Source organism: Rhodococcus sp. NPDC003382 (assembly GCF_053589135.1).
The window spans coordinates 1-17706 of sequence record NZ_JBSFRH010000079.1; the positions used below are offsets into that span (position 1 = coordinate 1).

The following is a 17706-nucleotide window of genomic DNA, read 5'->3' on the forward strand; positions in this document are numbered from 1 at the left end:
CCGCCGCTTACCCCCCTCCCCCCCCCCCCCGCTCTCCCTACCCCGTCGGGGGGGGGCACCCCCCCCCTCCCCGTTTCTCCCACTCCGCTTCCCCCGTCGGGGGGGCCCACCTCACCGGCCCCCCCGCCGTTCCGTGTTCCGGGCATCGTCCCAGTTCTGTTGTGTTGCGGACCTTTTCCCCGGTCAACTGTTGACAATCTCTTTTATCATGCGCATGATAATCGTGATTTGGATCACGACTCTGTGATGTGCTCCAGGGATTCCCGAGGAACGGAGAGCAGTGCATGTCAACTTCGCGGAACGCGTGGCCGAGGACTGTCGGCGCAGTCGCCGCAATGTGTCTCGCCGGGGCGGTATTGGCAGGATGCGCCGAGTCGTCCTCCGCCACCGGCGCTGAGGGCGGGGACGGGCTCGCCTACGGCGCCACCAAGGAGGACTACGTCGCCGCGTTCGCCGACGTCGAACCGATTGTCCTGCACACACAGTCGCCCGCGCCCAAGGGGTCGCCCACGGGAGTGCCCGTCGAGAAGTACCTCGACACCGTGACCGAATGGTCCGGCGGCAAGATCACCTTCGACGTGGCCTACTCGAATGCGGTGGCGCCGCCGGCCGAGATCGACAATGCGCTGGTCGACGGCCGTCTGGACCTGGGACACATCATTCCGCAGTACGAGCCCGCCGAATATCCTGCCAGCACCGCGCTGACCGACTCGAGCTTCGTGTCCGTCCAGACACCCCTGCACGGGGCGCTGCAGTCCAACGCCTGGGCCAACCAGGTCGCGTTCGAGACGCCCGAGATCCTCGCCGAGTACGAGGACAAAGGTATGAAACTTCTTCTTCCCGAATACAATTCGGGATCCAACGGGCTCTTCTGCGCCAAGGATCGACGCGATCTCGCGGCTCTGCACGGGGCGCAGGTCACGGCATCGGGCCGTTCGATCACCGCCGAGGTGTCGGCGCTCGGCGCGAACCCCGTGTCGATCGCCTACACGGAGCTGTTCGAGGCGCTGCAGCGCGGTATCGCGGACTGCTCCGTCACGTCCTTCACCGTCGGCATGCTCGGCGGCTTCCTCGGCCAGACCCCGCAGGTGGTCATCGACCCCGACGCCGGCGTCGCGGTCGGGTGGGGTGGCATGGCGATGAGCAGTCAGGCATGGGATTCGCTGCCCCTGGTGGCGCAGCAGTTGCTGTGGGACAGCCTCACCGTGTATCTCGAGTCCAACATCGAGGACAAGATCCTGCCCAACACCGCAGAAGGAATGAAAGCCGTACTGGCGGCCGGTGGCTCGGTTCGTCCGTACGCAGACGACGCGCGGGCCGCACTCGACGCGGAGAACACGAAGCTTCTCGATGCACAACGCACCAACCCCGCGTTCGAGGACGGCGACGCGTTCGTCGAGCGCATCGGCAGCGCGACCGCCGAATGGGAGTCGGTCATCGGTGATCTCGGCTACGAGGACGTCTCGTACGACGACTTCGCCGCCTGGTACACGCCGGAGTCCGTCGATCTGAGCGACTACAGCACGAAGGTCTACGAGACGATCTTCCTTCCCCACCGTCCGTCCTGACCGCCACCACGGAACAAGGAGTAAAGCGATGACGCCCCGATCGGGATGTCCCGTCAGTCACACCGACTACACCCGCGAAAGCGAGATCTACGGCCACTACGCGCTTCTCGACCGCGAGCGTGAGGCGGAGCGGTTCCACTTCAACGACACCACCGAACGCGGATTCTGGATGCTCACCCGGTACGAGGACGTACTGGCGGGATTCCAGAACCACACCAACTGGACGACTTCGGTCCGTACCGCGCTGTTCCCCGGTAGCACGGTCGAGCTGCTTCCGCAGGATCTCAACGGTGAGGAGCACCAGAAGTTCCGCCGCATCCTCAATCCGTTCTTCTCACCGGCGGCGGTGCGCCGCATGGAGGATCTTGCTCACTCGCGCTGCGTCGAACTGCTCGAGGAACTCGCGCCGCAGGGTCACTGCAACTTCGTCGCCGAGTTCGCGATCCGTTACCCGACGGATCTGTTCCTGATCCTGATGGGGTTGCCGGTCGAGGACGGCGACTTCTTCCTGCCCTGGACCGAAGAGATGTTCGGATGCATGCTCCAGGGAGACCTGGACGGCGCCGCGGTACCGAAGGCGAAAATCCTCGCGTATTTCCAGGAGGCGGTCGACGAGCGCCGGGCGAATCCGCGTGATCCGGCGGAGGACATGGTCACTCGGCTCGTTCAGGCCGAACTCGACGGCGAACCGCTGTCGAACGACACGATTCTCACCACCTGCCTGTCGATCATGCTCGCCGGTCTCGACACGACACGCTCGGCGCTCGGATACATCTTCGCGCACCTCGCCCGCAACGACGCGGACCGGGCGATGCTCATCGAGGAGCCGGAACGGACCCGCGACGCCGTCGAAGAGTTCATCCGCATGTATCCGCTGGTGATCCAGGCCGGCCGCGAAGTGCAGGAGGCCGACGAATTCCGCGGCCTCGAGATGGCGCCCAAAGACGTGATCTGGCTCGGAATCGGTTCGGCCAACCGCGATCCGCGAAAGTACGAGGACCCGGACCGCTTCGTCCTGGGACGGCCGGGACTGAACCAGCACCTGGCGTTCGGCGCCGGACCGCACCGCTGCCTCGGCATGCACCTGGCCCGGCTCGAACTCGCGGTGGTGCTCGAGGAATGGCACAAGGTGATCCCGCACTACCGGATCAAGGAAGGTGCCGAGCTGATCGAGAGGGGCTCGCAGCTGACCCTCAAGGACCTCGAACTGGAATGGGATGTCTGAGATGACACTGTCTATCGCGCAAGGAAAGTGCATGGGCCACGGCCGCTGTTACGCGGTCGCGCCGGATCTGCTGTCCGACGACGAGCAGGGCTTCGTCGCCGAGGCCGGGCAGGATCTCGATGTCCCGGCGGAGCTGACCGGGCAGGCGCAGGACGCGGCCGGGGCGTGCCCCGAATACGCGATCACCTTCACGCAATCCTGAGTCTCCGGCACAGGCATCGGTGCGGGGGCGGATGTTCGACCGCTCCCGCACCGGCTCTTCCCGATTCAGCGCCGCCAGCCGCGTCCGAGGTCGGTGCCGTGGTGGACGGCGATGCGCAGCGAGTCGAACGCGGCGACACCGGATTCGACGCGGCACACCGCCCCGTAGGTGCCCCAGCCCAGCGCCGAGTCGGTGCCGCGTGCGATGTAGGAGAAGTAGCAGTCCAGTGCGACCCGGCCGTCGCCGGTGGACCGCACGTCGGGCTGGCACAGGAAGTGCCGCTTGTCGGAGTCGTCGGCCGCGCGGGCGGCTCGGAAGAACCCGGCGATCTCGTCGTGTCCGCGGTAGGAGGCGCGGGTCGTGTCGAGGGTGCCGTCGGCGGTGAACAGTCGTGCGAGCTCGTCCGGGTCGGGCTCGTCGAGTGCCGCGGCGTAGCGGTGCATCAGGCCGGATGCGGCGCGTTCGGCCTCCAGGGCGTCGATCCGTGCGCCGAGCGCGGTGATCGTCTCCAGCAGTCGGTCTTCCGGGTTCACGGTTCCTCCATCGCCGGTTCGGTTGTCCTCCGACAAATTGTGACATAGATTATGTTCACAATTATAAGTGATCTGACCCTCGGGGAGTTCCCCGATCGAGGCGAGGAGTAGCGATCATGGGACGGTTCGAAGGCCGCGTCGCGGTGGTGACCGGAGGCGCGAGCGGAATCGGGGAAGCGGTGGTCCGCGCCCTGCACGCCGAAGGTGCATCGGTCGTCGTCGCGGACCTGCAGGACGAACCGGGTCGCGCCCTGTGCGACGAACTCGGCGAGCGAAGCCGATTCGCGCACACCGACGTCACCGTCGAGGACGACGTCGCGGCCGCCGTCGACCGGGCCGTCGCAGACTTCGGCCGACTCGACCTGATGTTCAACAACGCCGGAGTGATGGGCACGCTCGGCCCCATCGACCGCACTCCGCTGGCGGACGCCGACCTGACCCTCGCGGTGAACCTGCGGGGCGTGCTGTGCGGGCTCAAACATGCTGCCCGCGTGATGAAGCCGAACCGATCGGGCGTCATCATCTCGACCTCCAGCCCCGCCGGTCTCCTCGGCGGGGTGGGACCCCACGTGTACAGCGCCGCCAAGTCCGCGGTGATCGGGCTGTCGAAATCCGTTGCCGCGGAACTGAGGCCGTACAACATCCGGGTCAACACCATCGTGCCGGGCGCGGTCGTCTCACCGATGACCGCGACCGTCGTGGCCGGTGACGCCGGCGACCTCGCCGGAGCGAACGCCGCGCTCGGCGCGAGCGCACTCATGGACCGCCCGCTGACCCCGGGAGACGTCGCGGCGGGTGTCCTGTACCTCGCGAGCGACGCCGCGGCCTATGTGACCGGCGTGACGCTGCCGGTCGACGCCGGCATGACCGGAATATCGGGTGCCTCGCCCTACACCACCGGACGGTACGAGCGGCCGATGACGCTGCTCGAAGCCGGACGCATCACCGTCTCGCCCGGCCGGGCGTGACCGACACACCACGTCGGCATCGGCCGACGGTGACACAGCGTCGGCGTCCACCGACGGAGAGGAAGTTCCACGCATGTTGACGGGTAAGAGAATTCTGGTGACCGGTGCCGCGCAGGGCATGGGGCGCGAAATCGCCGTCGAGGCGGCCCGTCAGGGCGCCGAGTTCGTGAGCGTCGCCGACCGCAACGTCGACGGCGCCGCCGACGCGGTCGCGGAGATCGAGGCCCTCGGTGTGCGGGCCCGTGCGATCGGCGTGGACCTCGCCGACAGCGCGCAGGTCGCCGAGATGATCGAGACGGCCGTCGAAGCCGGTGGCGGCCTCGACACGCTCGTCAACAATGCGGGTGTCATGGAGAACGCGTTCACCGAGAACACGACGTTCGAGGAACTCCCCGAGGACGTGTGGGACAAGGTGTACGCCATCAATGTCAAGTCGGTGTGGCTGGCCACCAAGCTCGCCGCACCCCATCTGCGGGCCTCCGGGCGCGGACCGTCGGTGATCAACGCCGCCTCGGTCGCCGGCATGGTCGGCTACGTGAGCACCGCGTACCCGTCGAGCAAGGCCGCGGTCATCCAGCTGACCCGCACCGCCGCGATCGCGCTGTCCCCGGACGTCCGAGTCAACGCATTCGCGCCGGGATCCATCGCCACTCCCATGAGCGAGGCGTACCTCGACGCCGCGCAGAGCCCCGAGATCCGCGAGACCCGGCAGCGTTCGATGGTCGGTGCCCACCTCATCCCGCGTTTCGGGACGAGCAGCGAGATCGCGAAGGTCGTCGCGTTCCTGGCATCCGACGACGCCTCGTTCCTCACCGGCATCGTCGTACCCGTCGACGGCGGGACGACGGCGTGGCGCGGGCTGCGCGCATGACGCCGGCCGCGATCGCAGGCGTCGGCGAGTCCGCTTTCGGACGGTCCCTCGACCGGCCGATCGCGCATCTGGTGACCGACGCGTGCCGGGCCGCCCTCGCCGACGCGGGAATCGCGCCCGCCGACGTCGACGGCATTGTGGCTGCGGCCGCCCATCCCGGTGCCGACGACGTCTGCGCAGCGCTGGGTGTCACGCGCACGTTCACCGGCGCGCCGGGCATCCCGGCAGGCGCCGGGCCGCTCGCTGCAGTCGAGATCGCCCGCTCAGCAGTCGAATCGGGACGGGCGACGACCGTGCTCGTGTACTACGGCTATGCCGGGTCGAAACCCGGTGGACCCTACGGATTCCACGCTCAGGACCCGGTCAAGGCGAGCTACGAGATGCCCTTCGGCTGGTACGGGCAGCCGGTGTACTTCGCGGCGTGGGCGCAACGGTATTGCCACATCTACGGCGTCGATCCCGACGACCTGGGCTCGGTCGCGGTGTCCAACCGGGCGTGGGCGTCGCTGACACCGGGCGCCCAGCGGCCGGCACCGTTGAGTGCTCGGCAGTATCTCGAATCCCCGATGATCGCCGAGCCCCTGCGCGCGGCCGACTGCTGTCTGATCACCGACGGTGCCGGCGCAGTCGTCGTCACCACGGTCGAGCGGGCCCGGGATCTGCCGGGCGCGCCGGTCGTCGTCGCCGGGTCGTCCACCGTCGCGGTGGGTCCCCCGATGACGTCGTTCTTCAGTCAGAACGAGGACCTGTGCTCGTTCGGCTCCGCGGTGTCGGGTCCGCGCGCCTTCGCCGAGGCGGGACTGGGTCCGGCGGACATCGACGTCGCCGAGATCTACGACTGTTTCTCGATCTCCCAGGCCATCCAGTTCGAGGATCTCGGGTTCTGTGGCAAGGGGGAGGCCTTCGCATTCCACGACGCCGGTCCCACGCGTCCCGGCGGCCGGTTGCCCGTGAACACTCACGGTGGGCACCTCGCCTACGCGTACATTCCCGGCATCGTCCACGTGATCGAAGCCGTCCGGCAACTGCGCGGCACCCGGGGTGCGGCACAGGTCGAGGGTGCGGCCACCGCCCTGGTCGCGGCGCTCGCCGGCGGCGAGCACTCGACCCTGATCCTGACCGAGGACCGGTGACACCGTGACCGACACACCCACCGAAACGCACGCCGGGGTACCGGACTACGCACCACCGACGGGCCCGGCCGAACTGCAGCCGTTCTGGGACGCGACCGCTCGCGGTGAACTCGCCTTCCCGCGTTGCCCGGACTGTGGACGCTGGCACTGGTATCCGGGTCCGGCGTGCCCGTGCGGCACCGCCTCCGAGCCGCAGTGGCACCCGGTCTCGGGGACCGGTGTGATCCACACCTTCAGCCGCGTCCACCGCGCGTTCCTGCCGTCCGGCTCGCCGGTGCCGTACGTCGTCGCGCTGGTCGACATCGACGACGCGCCCGGTGTCCGGCTCGTCACCAACCTGGTCGGCCCCGGCGCCGACGATCCCGTGATCGGGCAGCCGGTGGTGCTGTCGCCGACCGTCCTGCCCACCCACACCCTGCCGACCTTCACGATCGCGCAGGAGCGGATCACACGAGAAAGCGCACAGACATGAGATTTTCGCTCCGATACGACATGCGTGCCCCCGCGGTCGGGGCACCAGCCCCCGAACTGTATCTCGCAGCGGTGGAACAAGCCGGCTGGGCCGACACGGCCGGATTCGACACGATCTACCTGGCCGAGCATCACGGCGCCGAGGACGGATACTGCGCGTCCCCGATGATTCTCGGCGCCGCGATGCTCGGGCGCACCGAGCGCATCCACGTGCACTTCTCGGCGCTCGTCGCAGTTCTGCACCACCCGTTGCGTCTGGCCGAGGACCTGGCCACTCTCGACCTCGTGGGCGGTGGCGGTCGCGTCGAGATGACGATGGGGATCGGTTACCGGCCCGACGAATTCGCGATGTTCGACGTCCCGATGAAGCGCCGGGTCAGGATCCTCGAGGAGATCGTCGACACCCTCGACAAAGCGTGGACCGGTGAGCCCTTCGAGTTCCGGGGCACGACGGTGCGGGTACGCCCGACGCCGGTGGGACCGGACCGTCCGCCGATCTACATCGGCGGATCGGCGGATGCGTCGGCACTGCGCGCGGCGCGCCTGGGCGACAACTACATGCCGGCCGGATCCGAGAAGGAGCGGCTGTATGCGCTCTACGATGCCGAACGCGAACGGCTCGGTCTTCCGATTCCCCCGCGCCCGGCGTCGGCCGGACCGCTGTTCCTCCACGTCACCGACGATCCGGAGCGGGACTGGCCGGTCCTCGCCCCGCACCTGATGTACACGACGAACGCGAATGCGCAGTGGGCGAAGGAGCGCGGCGTCGGTACGACCGGCTACCCGTTCGTCGAGACCCTCGACGAACTGAAGCGACAGTCGCAGTTCGTCGTCGTCACTCCGGAGCAGTGCGTCGAATTCGCAGTCGAACGCGGTGACGACTCGGAACTGATGTTCCAGCCGCTCATGGGTGGTCTCGCCCCGGAGGTCGGCTGGCGCAGCCTCGAATTGTTCGCGGCGAAGGTCCTGCCCGAGCTGGGACGCAGGGGATTGACGGTGCCCACGGCGAACTGAACCGAGGAACGCCGAAATACGGTCGGGGACGACAACCGGAAGGAACAGCAATGACATCACGGACAACGGCACGGGGTGCGGCGGCGGTGGCCGCCGCGACCGCGGCGGCATTGATCCTCGCCTCGTGCGCGCAGTCCGCGGGCGGTGCACAGTCCGGCGGAGCCGGCGTCGACCACGGCGCGAGCATGGAGGACTACCGGGCTGCGTTCGAGGACGTGGAACCGATCGTGCTGCACGTCCAGTCCCCGGCCGCGAAGGGGGCCTCCGGTGGCCAGCACATCGAGAACTACGCCGGCGCGGTCTCCGAATGGTCGGGCGGCAAAGTCACGTTCGACATCGTGTACTCCAACGGAGTCGCGGCCCCGACGGACGCCGACAATGCGATCGAGGACGGCCGGCTCGACATCGCGCAGGTGATGGCACCGTACGAGCCGAAGGAGTATCCCGCGACCGCGGCGCTGAACACCGCGAGCGTGCTGTCGGACAACAGCGTGATCGTCGGCAGCCTGTCCTCCAACGCCTGGCCGGTCGACGTGGCGTTCGACACCCCGGAGATCGTGGCCGAATTCGAGGACCACGGGCTGAAGATGCTGCTGCCCTCGTTCAACTCCGGTTCGATCGCGCTGATCTGTTCGCAGCAGCGGGCAACCCTGAACGATCTGAAGGGCCAGTCCATCGCATCCGGATCGGCGACGCTCGGCGGTCAGGTGTCCGCGCTCGGCGCGAATCCGGTGTCCATCGGCTACACCGAGTACTTCGAGAGCCTGCAGCGCGGTGTCGCGGCCTGCGCCGCAACGACACTGACGGCCGGAATGATCGCGGGAATCATGGACATCGCACCGAACGCGGTGATCGACGCCGACGCCGGTTTCGCCAACACCTCGGGTGCGCTCGCGATGAGCGCGAGCACCTGGGACGCGCTGCCGCTGGTCGCGCAGCAGCTGCTCTGGGACCGGCTCGACGTGTTCGTCGAGGGCAGCCTGAACAAGATCTGGGAGGGCACGGTCGCCGCATCCGCGACGATTGCCGAGCGTGGCGGCACCGCAGGTGGTTTCGCCGACGACGCGCGGGACGCGCTGCGCGCGCAGAACGAGGTCATCCTCGCCGATCTCGAGGAGAATGCCCCGGGTGGAGCGGAGTTCGTCGAACGTTCCCGGCAGTCCGCCGAGCAGTGGAAGTCGACGGTGACCGGCCTCGGATACGAGAACGCGGTGGACTATGCGGGATTCGCGCAGTGGTATTCGCCGGAGAAGCTGGACGTGACCGCGTTCGTCGACACCCTGTTCGACGAGGTGCTGCTCGACCATCGTCCGTCCTGACCTGTACACGGCGAAACGGGCCGGAAAGCCGATGGCTTTCCGGCCCGTCCCGTGGGTGCGATCAGGGCCGGTGCGGGTCCGCCCGGGTGATCGGGGGAGCGGTCTTCCAGTCGGGCAGGCCCAGTTCGGGAGTGCCCACCACGGTCTTGCCGCCGGACAGGTGCGTCCACTGGGCGTGGTTGAGCTGGTGGATGGTGAAACACGCGTCGAGAGCGGAGGAGAAGCCCATGGCGTCCTGGCTCTGGTTGACCGATTCCTTGACCAGCAGGGCCGCCATCGACGGGACCTGCGCGATACGGCGGGCGAACGCGAGCGTGTTCTCGGTCAGGGTGTCCGCGGGGAAGACCTTGCTGACCATGCCGAGTGCGCGTGCGTCCTCGGCATCGAGGCTGTCGCCGGTCAGCAGCAGCTCCTTCGCCTTGCGCGGACCGAACTCCCAGGGGTGGCCGAAGTACTCGACGCCGCACATGCCCAGGCGGGTGGCGACGACATCGGCGAACTGGGTGCCCTCGGCGGCGACGATCAGATCGCATGCCCAGGTGAGCATGAGCGCGGCGGAGAAGACGTTGCCGTGGACCTCGGCGACGGTGATCTTGCGCAGGTTCCGCCAACGGCGGGTGTTGTCGTAGAAGTAGTGCCACTCCTGGTGGAATCGGGATTCGACCGCGTCCTTGGTGCCGCCGGTGCACGTGTAGGACCAGTGCTGGTCCGGGCCGGGGCCTCGCTCTGCGAGATAGTCGGGGCTGCCGAGGTCGTGGCCGGAGGAGAACACCGGTCCGTTGCCGGCGAGGATCACGACGCGGACGGTGTCGTCGGCCTCGGCACGCGCGAACGCCTCGTCGAGTTCGACGAGCAGGCCCCGGTTCTGGGCATTGCGGTACTTCACGCGGTCGAGGACGATGCGGGCGATGGTGCCCTCGTCGTGGGTCTCGTACTGCAGGTACTTGTATTCGGTGGCGGTGCGGGGATCGGTCATGCGGGTCGAGCCTTTCTGCGGCGGGTTCAGACGGACTGCGTGGAGATCGAGACGAGCGCGAGCGCCTGATCGAGAAGTGATTGGGAGACACCGTGGAAGCGCTGTCCGAGCGCGGCATCCGCTTTGCCGGCGCATGCTCGGGCGTGCGTTCCCTCGAGGATGATCGCGAGCCGGTAGCACGCGAGGACCTGGTACCAGTCGAATCCGGTCATGTCGCGGCCCGAGATGCTGCCGTAGCGTGCGATCAGTTCGTCGCGGCCGGGCAGGCCGTCGATCCGGTGTGCGAGCCCGACCGTGCGGGTCTCGTCGGGGTTCGGCCAGGTCGCCAGCAGGTGACCGAGGTCGAGCAGTGGGTCGCCGACGGTCGCGAGTTCCCAGTCGACGACGGCGGCCACCTCCGCGGTGTCGCGCCGGAACATCGCGTTCCCGAAGTGGTAGTCGCCGTGGATGATTCCCTTGGACCATTCGGCCGGCCGGTTCGCATCCAGCCACGCTCCGATTTCCTCCACGCCGTTCAGGTCGGGACCCGACCAGCCGTCGAGGTCGTGGTACGACTCGAGTTGCCTGCGCCACCGGCCCACCTGGCGCTCGATCCACCCGTCGGCGCGGGCAACCTGGTCGGCGCCGAGTCGAACCGGGTCGAGACGTCCGAGAGCGGCGACCGCGTCGACCATCGACAGCCCCATGGCGTGCTGCAGCTGCGGCGACGACACGTGCGGCTCGGGTATCTCGGTGGTGGCGGTGAATCCGTCGACGGATTCCATGACGAAGAAGAAGCATCCCATGACGTCGAGGTCCTCGCACGAGGCGACCAGGCGAGGGTGCGGGACATCGCTGCCGGCGAGGGCGCGCAGGACGTGTGCCTCACGCCGCATCGTCTCGTCGCTGTCGCTGCGCTTGTGCAGCGGCGGCCGCCGGAACACGTAGCTCTGCCCGGCACGGGTGAATCGGACCAGGATGTTCTGGGTTCCGCCGGTCAGGGGGAGCACATCGGTGACCGGCCCGTCGCCCACGTCGTTGTGGTCCAGCCAGGACGTCAGCACGTCGATGTCCACCATGTTCCGATCGTTCATCGGGCTACCTTCTGTCTACGTTCGTCGGCCGGGCGGTGCGCGGCGCAGTGATCCGCGACACTCGCTGACGGCACTGTACACATTGGTGGCAACTATTGTCATGATTTGCTTCACATTGAGTCGCATCGTTGTTACAGTTCGAGGGAAGCGCACGGTGACTCGTCCCCTCGACGATTCGAATCGTGCGCAGGCGTGAGCGCCCTCGCGACCACGCTCTCGAACTGACGCGATCGTTCTTCTCCAGGTGGTGCAATGGGTATCGAAATGGTTCTGGACATGGCGGCCTCGGTCGAGCCCGATCGGATCGCGATCGGCCGCCGCGACTCGGGCACGACCTATCAGCAGCTCGTGGACACGACCGCGCGGGGCGCGACGGTGCTGCGCGAGCACGGCGCCCGCCACGTGGTCTTCGTCGGTGTCAACGGTCCGATCCTGCCCGTCCTCACCTTCTCGGCCGCCCGCGCGGGGATCCCCATCGCACCGCTGAACTACCGCCTCGCGACCGATCAGCTCCGCGACCTCGTCGCGCAGCTCGACCGGCCGCTGATCGTCGCGGACCCCGCCTACCTCGACAAGCTCACCGGCGCGGCCGACACCGTCCTGCCCGGCGAGCAGTTCCTCGAAGCCGCAGGCGCGGCAGAACCGGCCGAGTGCGAACCCACCCCCGACGACGCGACCGCCGTCGTGCTGTTCACCTCGGGCACCACCTCCGCACCCAAGGGCGTGCTGCTGCGACATCACCACCTCACGTCGTATCTCTTCAACACCGTCGAATTCGGTTCGGCCACCGCGGAACACGCCACGCTCGTGAGTACGCCGCCGTACCACATCGCCGGAATGGGAGCGGTGCTGAGCAACGTCTACGCGGGCCGCCGAATGGTGTACCTGCCGGACTTCACGCCGCAGTCGTGGCTCGAGCTCGTCCGCACCGAAGGCGTCACCAGCGCGATGGTCGTACCCACCATGCTCGCCCGCGTCGTCGAGCACCTCGACGGTGCCCCCGCCGGCACCCCGGCCCTCGCGTCGCTCGCGTACGGAGGTGCCCGGATGCCGCAGCCCGTCCTCGAGAAGGCGCTCGTGGCGTTCCCCGACACCGGATTCGTCAACGCCTACGGACTGACCGAGACCAGCTCCACCATCGCGGTACTCGGACCCGACGACCACCGCGAGGCGCTCGCCGATCCGGCACTGCGCGGGCGCCTGTCGTCGGTCGGCCGGATCGTGCCCGGGATGGAGGCCCAGATCCGCGACGAGGACGACGTGACCGTGCTCGCCGACGGCGAGACCGGCCTGCTGTGGGTTCGCGGCGCCCAGGTCAGCGGCGAATACATGGGCAAGGGATCCGCCCTCGACGCCGACGGCTGGTTTCCCACCCGCGACCGCGCCCGGATCGAGGACGGATTCCTCTACATCGGGGGCCGCGCCGACGACACCATCATCCGAGGTGGCGAGAACGTCGCACCCGCCGAGATCGAGGACGTCCTGGTCCGCCACGACGACGTGCGCGAGGTCGCGGTGATCGGCCTCCCCGACGACGAGTGGGGCGAACGGATCTGCGCCGTCATCGTGCCCGCCCGCGACGATCACGCCGATCCCGAAGCCGTGCGTGCGTGGTGCCGCGAGCGCCTGCGCGGCTCGCGCACCCCCGACGACGTCGTGTTCGTCGACGAACTCCCCAAGACACCCACGGGCAAGCTCGTGCGTCGCGACCTGGTCTCGAGACTCACGCTGCCCGAGTCTGCCTGAAACCCCACAATTCCGAAGTCTTCCGATCGGAGAACCACATGCGAACAGCCGTGATCGTCGACCTCGTGCGATCCGGATCCGGCCGCGGCAAGGCCGGTGGTGCACTGTCCGGCGTGCACCCGATCGACCTGCTCGCCGATGTGCTCCGGGGACTGATGGCGCGCAACGACTTCGACCCGGCGCTCGTCGACGACGTCGTCGGCGGCTGCGTGAGCCAGGCCTCGGAACAGGCCGGCAACATCACCCGGTCCGCCGCCCTCGCGGCCGGCCTGCCCGAATCCGTGCCCGCCACCACCGTCACCCGCGCCTGCGGTTCGAGCCAGCAGGCCGTGCACTTCGCGGCACAGGGCGTGCAGGCCGGCGCGTACGACATCGTGATCGCGTGCGGCGTCGAATCGATGAGCCGAGTTCCGATGGGAACCGCGCCGATCGGTGCGGACCTGGTCGGCACCGCGCTCGGTGCGCGCTACCCGGAGGGCTGGATCGGTCAAGGACTCGCCGCCGAACTCGTTGCGCAGCACTGGAAGCTCACTCGCGACGATGTCGATGCCTACGCCTACGACTCGCATCGGCGAGCGGCAGCGGCAGCCGCGGACGGGCACTTCGATCGGGAGATCGTGCCCGTTTCCACCCCGAACGGACCGCACGTCACGGACGAGACGGTCCGCCCGTCCACGACGCTCGAGAGCCTCGGCGGTCTGCGCCCGTCCTTCCGCAGTGACGCCGCCGACGCCCGTTTCCCCGGCCTGGACTGGATGATCACGCCGGGCAACTCGTCGCCGCTCACCGATGCGGCTTCGGCCGCGCTGATCATGTCCGAGGACAAGGCCGTCGAACTCGGGCTCGCGCCCCGTGCACGCTTCGTGGACTTCGCCGTCGCCGGCGACGACCCGTTGATGATGCTCACCGCCCCGATCCCCGCCACCCGCAAGATCCTCGACCGTACCGGGCTGCGGATCGACGAGATCGACGCGTACGAGGTCAACGAGGCGTTCGCGTCGGTCCCGCTCGCGTGGTCCCGTGAATTCGCCGCCGACCCGGGACGGGTCAACCCGGACGGTGGTGCGATCGCGCTCGGGCATGCCATCGGCGCGTCGGGCGTCCGGTTGCTCACCACATTGGTCGGCAGGCTCGAACGCACCGGCGGACGCTACGGCCTGCAGACCATGTGCGAACACGGCGGGATGGCGAATGCGCTTCTCGTCGAACGAATGTGAGTGAGTGCCCTGCACTACTATCCGACACCGGCAGTGAGGAATCGAGCAGTGGAGACGAACGACATCGGCTGCGCCCCGCTCACGACTGCCACCACCGTGGCCGGTCGCGAGTGGCTGTTGCGGTCACGGCCCAAGGGCCGCCCGAAGACCACCGACGTCGAGCTCGTCGACGTCGTGGTCGGTGCTCCCGGCACAGGTCACGTGCGGGTCGAGAACCTGGTCATGTCGGTCGAGCCGTACATGCGCGGCCGGATGGGCGGCGAGGCGACGTACGCGGAGCCGTATCCGATCGGTGAGCCGATGCTCGCTCCCACGGTCGGCCGGGTCACCGCGTCGGCCGACGACACCGTGCCGGTCGGCGCGCTCGTGCTGCACGATCGCGGCTGGCGCGAGCACGCCCTGGTCCCCGCATCGGAGTGCCGGATCGTCGCTCACGACGACCTGCCACCGGTCGCGCATCTCGGATTGCTGGGCATCCCCGGGATGACGGCGTGGATCGGTGCGGAGCGGATCGCCCGTATCGAGACGGGCGATGTCGTATTCGTCTCCTCGGCTGCCGGCGCGGTCGGATCCACCGTCGTCCAGATCGCGAAACTGCGCGGGGCAACCGTGATTGCGAGTGCCGGATCCGCCGAAAAGGTCGCTCTGGCACGGGAACTGGGCGCAGATGTGGCGTTCGACTACCATGAGGGGCGTGTGACGGACCTGCTCCGGGACGCGCTCGCCCAGGTCGGCGCGAGCGGCCTGGACGTGTACTTCGACAACGTCGGAGGCGACCACCTCGAGGCCGCCATCCGGGTGATCAACGACCATGCGCGGATCGCGCTGTGCGGGATGATCAGCATCTACAACGCGGACGCTCCGCAGCCGGGGCCGAGCAACCTGATCAAACTGATCTGGCGTCGCGCGCGGATGGAAGGATTCCTCCTCCGCGACCATCTCGACGCCCGCGACGACTTCGAGTCGCAGATGGCGACGTGGATCCGGATGGGCGCGATCCGGCCCGTCCATACGGAATTCGCCGGTGGTGTCGCGGGGGCCTGGGACGCGTTCCTCGGCATGCTCGGCGGTACCGCGACGGGGAAGGCCGTTGTTCCCCTCGTGGCCGACGGCAGCGCACGTGAACACGGCGGGAGCATCTCGCCCGAGAAGGAGGTACAAGATGACCGATCAGGCACTTCCGCTGGAAGGTAAGGTCGCGCTCGTCACCGGCGGCAGCCGCGGTCTGGGGCGCGAGATGGTGCTGGCGTTCGCACGGGCGGGTGCCGACACCGTCATCGTCAGCCGCAAGATCGACAGTTGCGAGAAACTCGCCGCCGAGGTCGTCGAGACCACCGGGCGCCGGGCACTGCCTGTGGCCTGCCACGTCGGTGACTGGGATGCACTGGACGGACTCGTCGAGCGGACCTATGCGGAGTTCGGCAGGATCGACATCCTCGTGAACAATGCAGGTATGTCACCGCTGTACGACTCGCTCGGGAACATCTCCGAAGCACTGTGGGACAAGGTGTTCGATGTCAACCTCAAGAGCGCGTTCCGGCTGACGACCCTCGTCGCACCGAGGATGGTCGCGGCAGGCGGAGGCACCGTGATCAACATCAGCTCGATCGCCTCCGAGCGCCCCACCACCGTGGACCTGCCCTATGCGGCCGCCAAGGCGGGACTGAACATTCTGACCAAGGGCTTCGCGCAGGAATACGGACCGACGGTGCGGATCAACGCCATCATGGCCGGACCGTTCCTCACCGACATCAGCAAGTCCTGGGACATGGACGTCGTCGCGGAACGCTTCCACGCGCTGCCGCTCGAACGCGCCGGCAATCCCGACGAGATCGTCGGGGCGGCCCTGTACCTGGCCGGACCGGGCTCGACCTTCACCACCGGCGCGATCATCCCGGTCGACGGCGGCCGCACGGCGATGCGCTGAACAGTCACGACCTGCACGACTTTTCGAGAAAGGTAACCGCAGATGAGCTGGGGATTCGAAACCGACCCCGAGTACCAGAAGGTGCTCGACTGGGCCGAGGAATTCGTGACCACCGAGGTCGAGCCCGTGGACCAGGTGATCACCCACGCGTGGGATCTGCAGGATCCGCTGCGGCAGAAGCTGATCCCGCCGCTCCAGGACAAGGTGCGCGAACAAGGGCTCTGGGCCACCCACCTCGGTCCCGAACTGGGCGGCCAGGGTTTCGGTCAGCTCAAGCTCGCGCTGCTCAACGAGATCGTCGGACGCACCCACTCGGGTCCCATCGTCTTCGGCGCACAGGCACCGGACTCGGGCAACACCGAAATCCTCGCGCACTACGGCACCCCCGAACTCAAGGAGCGGTACCTGAAGCCGCTCATCGAGAACGAGATCGTCTCGTGCTACGCGATGACCGAGCCGCAAGGCGGTTCGAACCCGGTCGAATTCGAGACCACCGCGGTCCTCGACGGCGACGAATGGGTCATCAACGGCGAGAAATGGTTCGGCAGCAACGCGCGCTTCGCGTCGTTCTACATCATCATGGCGGTGACGGACCCGGACGCCGAGCCGCACCGCCGGCTGTCCCAGTTCATCGTCCCGGCCGACACCCCCGGAGTGGAGATCGTCCGGAACACCGGTGTCTGGGGCCACGACTACGAGGTCGGCACGCACGCCTACACCCGCTGGACGGACGTGCGTATCCCCAAGGACCACATCCTCGGTGAAGTCGGGCAGGGCTTCGAGGTCGCCCAGACCCGTCTCGGCGGCGGCCGCATCCACCACGCGATGCGGACGGTCGGGCTCGTGCGTGCCTCGCTGGACATGATGCTCGAGCGGGCGTCGTCGCGGACCACCCGCGGCAAGCGGCTCGGTGACCAGCAACTGGTGCAGGAGATGATCGCCGATTCGTGGCTGCAGATCGAGCAGTTCCGTCTGCTCGTGCTGCGCACGGCCTGGCGCATCGACCGGTACAAGGACTACCGCAAGGTCATCAGGGACATCGCCGCGGTGAAGGCCGCCATGCCCAAGGTGCTGCTCGACGTCACCTCGCGGGCGGTGCAACTACACGGTTCGCTCGGTGTGTCCAAGGAACTGCCGCTGGGCAAGTGGCTGTTCGAGAGCTACCACATGGGACTGGCCGACGGTGCCACCGAGATCCACAAGGTGAGCCTGGCACGTCAGCTCCTGCGTGACGCCGAGCCGCACGACGGACTGTTCCCGAGCTACCACGGTCCGGCGCTCGAGGAACTGGCGCGCAAGAAGTTCGCTGCGCAGCTCGCCGGACTCGAGAACTGAGTCGCCCGACGCGCGACACGGGCCCCGGAGCGGAAAGCTCCGGGGCCCGTTCGATTCGGTTACATAGCCAGGAGACAGCCGCGCGCGACCGGTCGCGCGCGGCCGAGCCGCCGGGGTGGGGGGTTGCA

At 68.1% G+C, this 17706-nt stretch carries 17 protein-coding genes; 14 read left to right on the forward strand and 3 right to left on the reverse strand.

The window, feature by feature from the left end; genetic code table 11:
- The first annotated feature begins 284 nt into the window (after positions 1-284).
- Genes ACWDUD_RS29810 through ACWDUD_RS29820 form a run of 3 tightly spaced genes read left to right on the forward strand, consistent with a single transcriptional unit; the run spans position 285 to position 2995 of the window.
- Entirely contained in the window at positions 285-1568 is a 1284-nt protein-coding gene (locus ACWDUD_RS29810) for a C4-dicarboxylate ABC transporter substrate-binding protein (RefSeq protein ID WP_450111665.1), read from the forward strand.
- Between the two features lie 28 nt (positions 1569-1596).
- Positions 1597-2793 carry a cytochrome P450 gene (locus ACWDUD_RS29815; protein WP_450111666.1) on the forward strand — a complete coding sequence of 399 codons (1197 nt, stop codon included), beginning with the start codon at positions 1597-1599 and terminating at the stop codon, positions 2791-2793.
- 31 nt (positions 2794-2824) lie between these two features.
- Positions 2825-2995 (forward strand): ferredoxin, encoded by a 171-nt coding sequence (locus tag ACWDUD_RS29820; protein ID WP_450111667.1) that lies wholly within the window; start codon positions 2825-2827, stop codon positions 2993-2995.
- A gap of 65 nt (positions 2996-3060) precedes the next feature.
- Here the strand turns inward: ACWDUD_RS29820 and ACWDUD_RS29825 are convergent, their stop codons facing one another.
- Entirely contained in the window at positions 3061-3528 is a 468-nt protein-coding gene (locus ACWDUD_RS29825) for a nuclear transport factor 2 family protein (protein ID WP_450111668.1), read from the reverse strand.
- A gap of 116 nt (positions 3529-3644) precedes the next feature.
- On the opposite strand from ACWDUD_RS29825, the gene ACWDUD_RS29830 reads away from it, so the two are divergent.
- The 6 genes from ACWDUD_RS29830 to dctP all read left to right on the forward strand — a co-directional run bounded on the left by ACWDUD_RS29830 (position 3645) and on the right by dctP (position 9304).
- A complete protein-coding gene (locus ACWDUD_RS29830; protein WP_450111669.1) occupies positions 3645-4496 on the forward strand; it encodes an SDR family oxidoreductase in 852 nt (283 codons plus the stop codon).
- Between the two features lie 73 nt (positions 4497-4569).
- Positions 4570-5367, forward strand: coding sequence for an SDR family NAD(P)-dependent oxidoreductase (locus ACWDUD_RS29835; protein WP_450111670.1), 798 nt, complete (start codon positions 4570-4572; stop codon positions 5365-5367).
- Complete coding sequence (locus ACWDUD_RS29840) at positions 5346-6500, forward strand: thiolase family protein (protein ID WP_450111671.1); 1155 nt, start codon at positions 5346-5348, stop codon at positions 6498-6500. The genes ACWDUD_RS29835 and ACWDUD_RS29840 overlap by 22 nt, the downstream gene beginning before the upstream one ends.
- Before the next feature lie 4 nt (positions 6501-6504).
- Positions 6505-6972, forward strand: a complete 468-nt coding sequence (locus tag ACWDUD_RS29845; protein ID WP_450111672.1) for a Zn-ribbon domain-containing OB-fold protein — start codon at positions 6505-6507, stop codon at positions 6970-6972.
- On the forward strand, positions 6969-7985 hold the full coding sequence (locus tag ACWDUD_RS29850; RefSeq protein ID WP_450111673.1) for an LLM class flavin-dependent oxidoreductase: 1017 nt from the start codon (positions 6969-6971) through the stop codon (positions 7983-7985). Before ACWDUD_RS29845 ends, ACWDUD_RS29850 begins: the two co-directional genes overlap by 4 nt.
- Positions 7986-8035: 50 nt before the next feature.
- Complete coding sequence (gene dctP, locus ACWDUD_RS29855; protein ID WP_450111674.1) at positions 8036-9304, forward strand: TRAP transporter substrate-binding protein DctP; 1269 nt, start codon at positions 8036-8038, stop codon at positions 9302-9304.
- A 61-nt stretch (positions 9305-9365) separates the two neighbouring features.
- Here the strand turns inward: dctP and ACWDUD_RS29860 are convergent, their stop codons facing one another.
- Complete coding sequence (locus tag ACWDUD_RS29860) at positions 9366-10280, reverse strand: enoyl-CoA hydratase (protein WP_068157592.1); 915 nt, start codon at positions 10278-10280, stop codon at positions 9366-9368.
- Between the two features lie 26 nt (positions 10281-10306).
- Positions 10307-11353 (reverse strand): phosphotransferase family protein, encoded by a 1047-nt coding sequence (locus tag ACWDUD_RS29865; RefSeq protein ID WP_450111675.1) that lies wholly within the window; start codon positions 11351-11353, stop codon positions 10307-10309.
- A gap of 252 nt (positions 11354-11605) precedes the next feature.
- Here ACWDUD_RS29865 and ACWDUD_RS29870 point away from each other — a divergent pair, with 252 nt between their 5' ends.
- Genes ACWDUD_RS29870 through ACWDUD_RS29890 form a run of 5 tightly spaced genes read left to right on the forward strand, consistent with a single transcriptional unit; the run spans position 11606 to position 17578 of the window.
- A complete protein-coding gene (locus tag ACWDUD_RS29870; RefSeq protein WP_450111676.1) occupies positions 11606-13099 on the forward strand; it encodes an AMP-binding protein in 1494 nt (497 codons plus the stop codon).
- 38 nt (positions 13100-13137) lie between these two features.
- A complete protein-coding gene (locus ACWDUD_RS29875; protein ID WP_450111677.1) occupies positions 13138-14316 on the forward strand; it encodes a thiolase family protein in 1179 nt (392 codons plus the stop codon).
- 48 nt (positions 14317-14364) lie between these two features.
- On the forward strand, positions 14365-15510 hold the full coding sequence (locus ACWDUD_RS29880; RefSeq protein ID WP_450111678.1) for an NADP-dependent oxidoreductase: 1146 nt from the start codon (positions 14365-14367) through the stop codon (positions 15508-15510).
- The gene (locus ACWDUD_RS29885; protein ID WP_068157580.1) at positions 15479-16243 is read left to right on the forward strand and encodes an SDR family NAD(P)-dependent oxidoreductase; all 765 of its coding nucleotides are present in this window, start codon (positions 15479-15481) and stop codon (positions 16241-16243) included. The genes ACWDUD_RS29880 and ACWDUD_RS29885 overlap by 32 nt, the downstream gene beginning before the upstream one ends.
- Positions 16244-16285: 42 nt before the next feature.
- Positions 16286-17578, forward strand: a complete 1293-nt coding sequence (locus tag ACWDUD_RS29890; RefSeq protein ID WP_068157576.1) for an acyl-CoA dehydrogenase family protein — start codon at positions 16286-16288, stop codon at positions 17576-17578.
- Positions 17579-17706: the final 128 nt, after the last annotated feature.

What these genes read in the sequence shown, in the direction of transcription:
- ACWDUD_RS29810 (WP_450111665.1), top strand. Translation starts at nt 285, where the DNA reads ATGTCAACTTCGCGGAACGCGTGGCCGAGGACTGTCGGCGCAGTCGCC.
- ACWDUD_RS29815 (WP_450111666.1), top strand. Translation starts at nt 1,597, where the DNA reads ATGACGCCCCGATCGGGATGTCCCGTCAGTCACACCGACTACACCCGC.
- ACWDUD_RS29820 (WP_450111667.1), top strand. Translation starts at nt 2,825, where the DNA reads ATGGGCCACGGCCGCTGTTACGCGGTCGCGCCGGATCTGCTGTCCGAC.
- ACWDUD_RS29830 (WP_450111669.1), top strand. Translation starts at nt 3,645, where the DNA reads ATGGGACGGTTCGAAGGCCGCGTCGCGGTGGTGACCGGAGGCGCGAGC.
- ACWDUD_RS29835 (WP_450111670.1), top strand. Translation starts at nt 4,570, where the DNA reads ATGTTGACGGGTAAGAGAATTCTGGTGACCGGTGCCGCGCAGGGCATG.
- ACWDUD_RS29850 (WP_450111673.1), top strand. Translation starts at nt 6,969, where the DNA reads ATGAGATTTTCGCTCCGATACGACATGCGTGCCCCCGCGGTCGGGGCA.
- dctP (WP_450111674.1), top strand. Translation starts at nt 8,036, where the DNA reads ATGACATCACGGACAACGGCACGGGGTGCGGCGGCGGTGGCCGCCGCG.
- ACWDUD_RS29860 (WP_068157592.1), bottom strand. Translation starts at nt 10,280, where the DNA reads ATGACCGATCCCCGCACCGCCACCGAATACAAGTACCTGCAGTACGAG.
- ACWDUD_RS29865 (WP_450111675.1), bottom strand. Translation starts at nt 11,353, where the DNA reads ATGAACGATCGGAACATGGTGGACATCGACGTGCTGACGTCCTGGCTG.
- ACWDUD_RS29870 (WP_450111676.1), top strand. Translation starts at nt 11,606, where the DNA reads ATGGGTATCGAAATGGTTCTGGACATGGCGGCCTCGGTCGAGCCCGAT.
- ACWDUD_RS29875 (WP_450111677.1), top strand. Translation starts at nt 13,138, where the DNA reads ATGCGAACAGCCGTGATCGTCGACCTCGTGCGATCCGGATCCGGCCGC.
- ACWDUD_RS29885 (WP_068157580.1), top strand. Translation starts at nt 15,479, where the DNA reads ATGACCGATCAGGCACTTCCGCTGGAAGGTAAGGTCGCGCTCGTCACC.
- ACWDUD_RS29890 (WP_068157576.1), top strand. Translation starts at nt 16,286, where the DNA reads ATGAGCTGGGGATTCGAAACCGACCCCGAGTACCAGAAGGTGCTCGAC.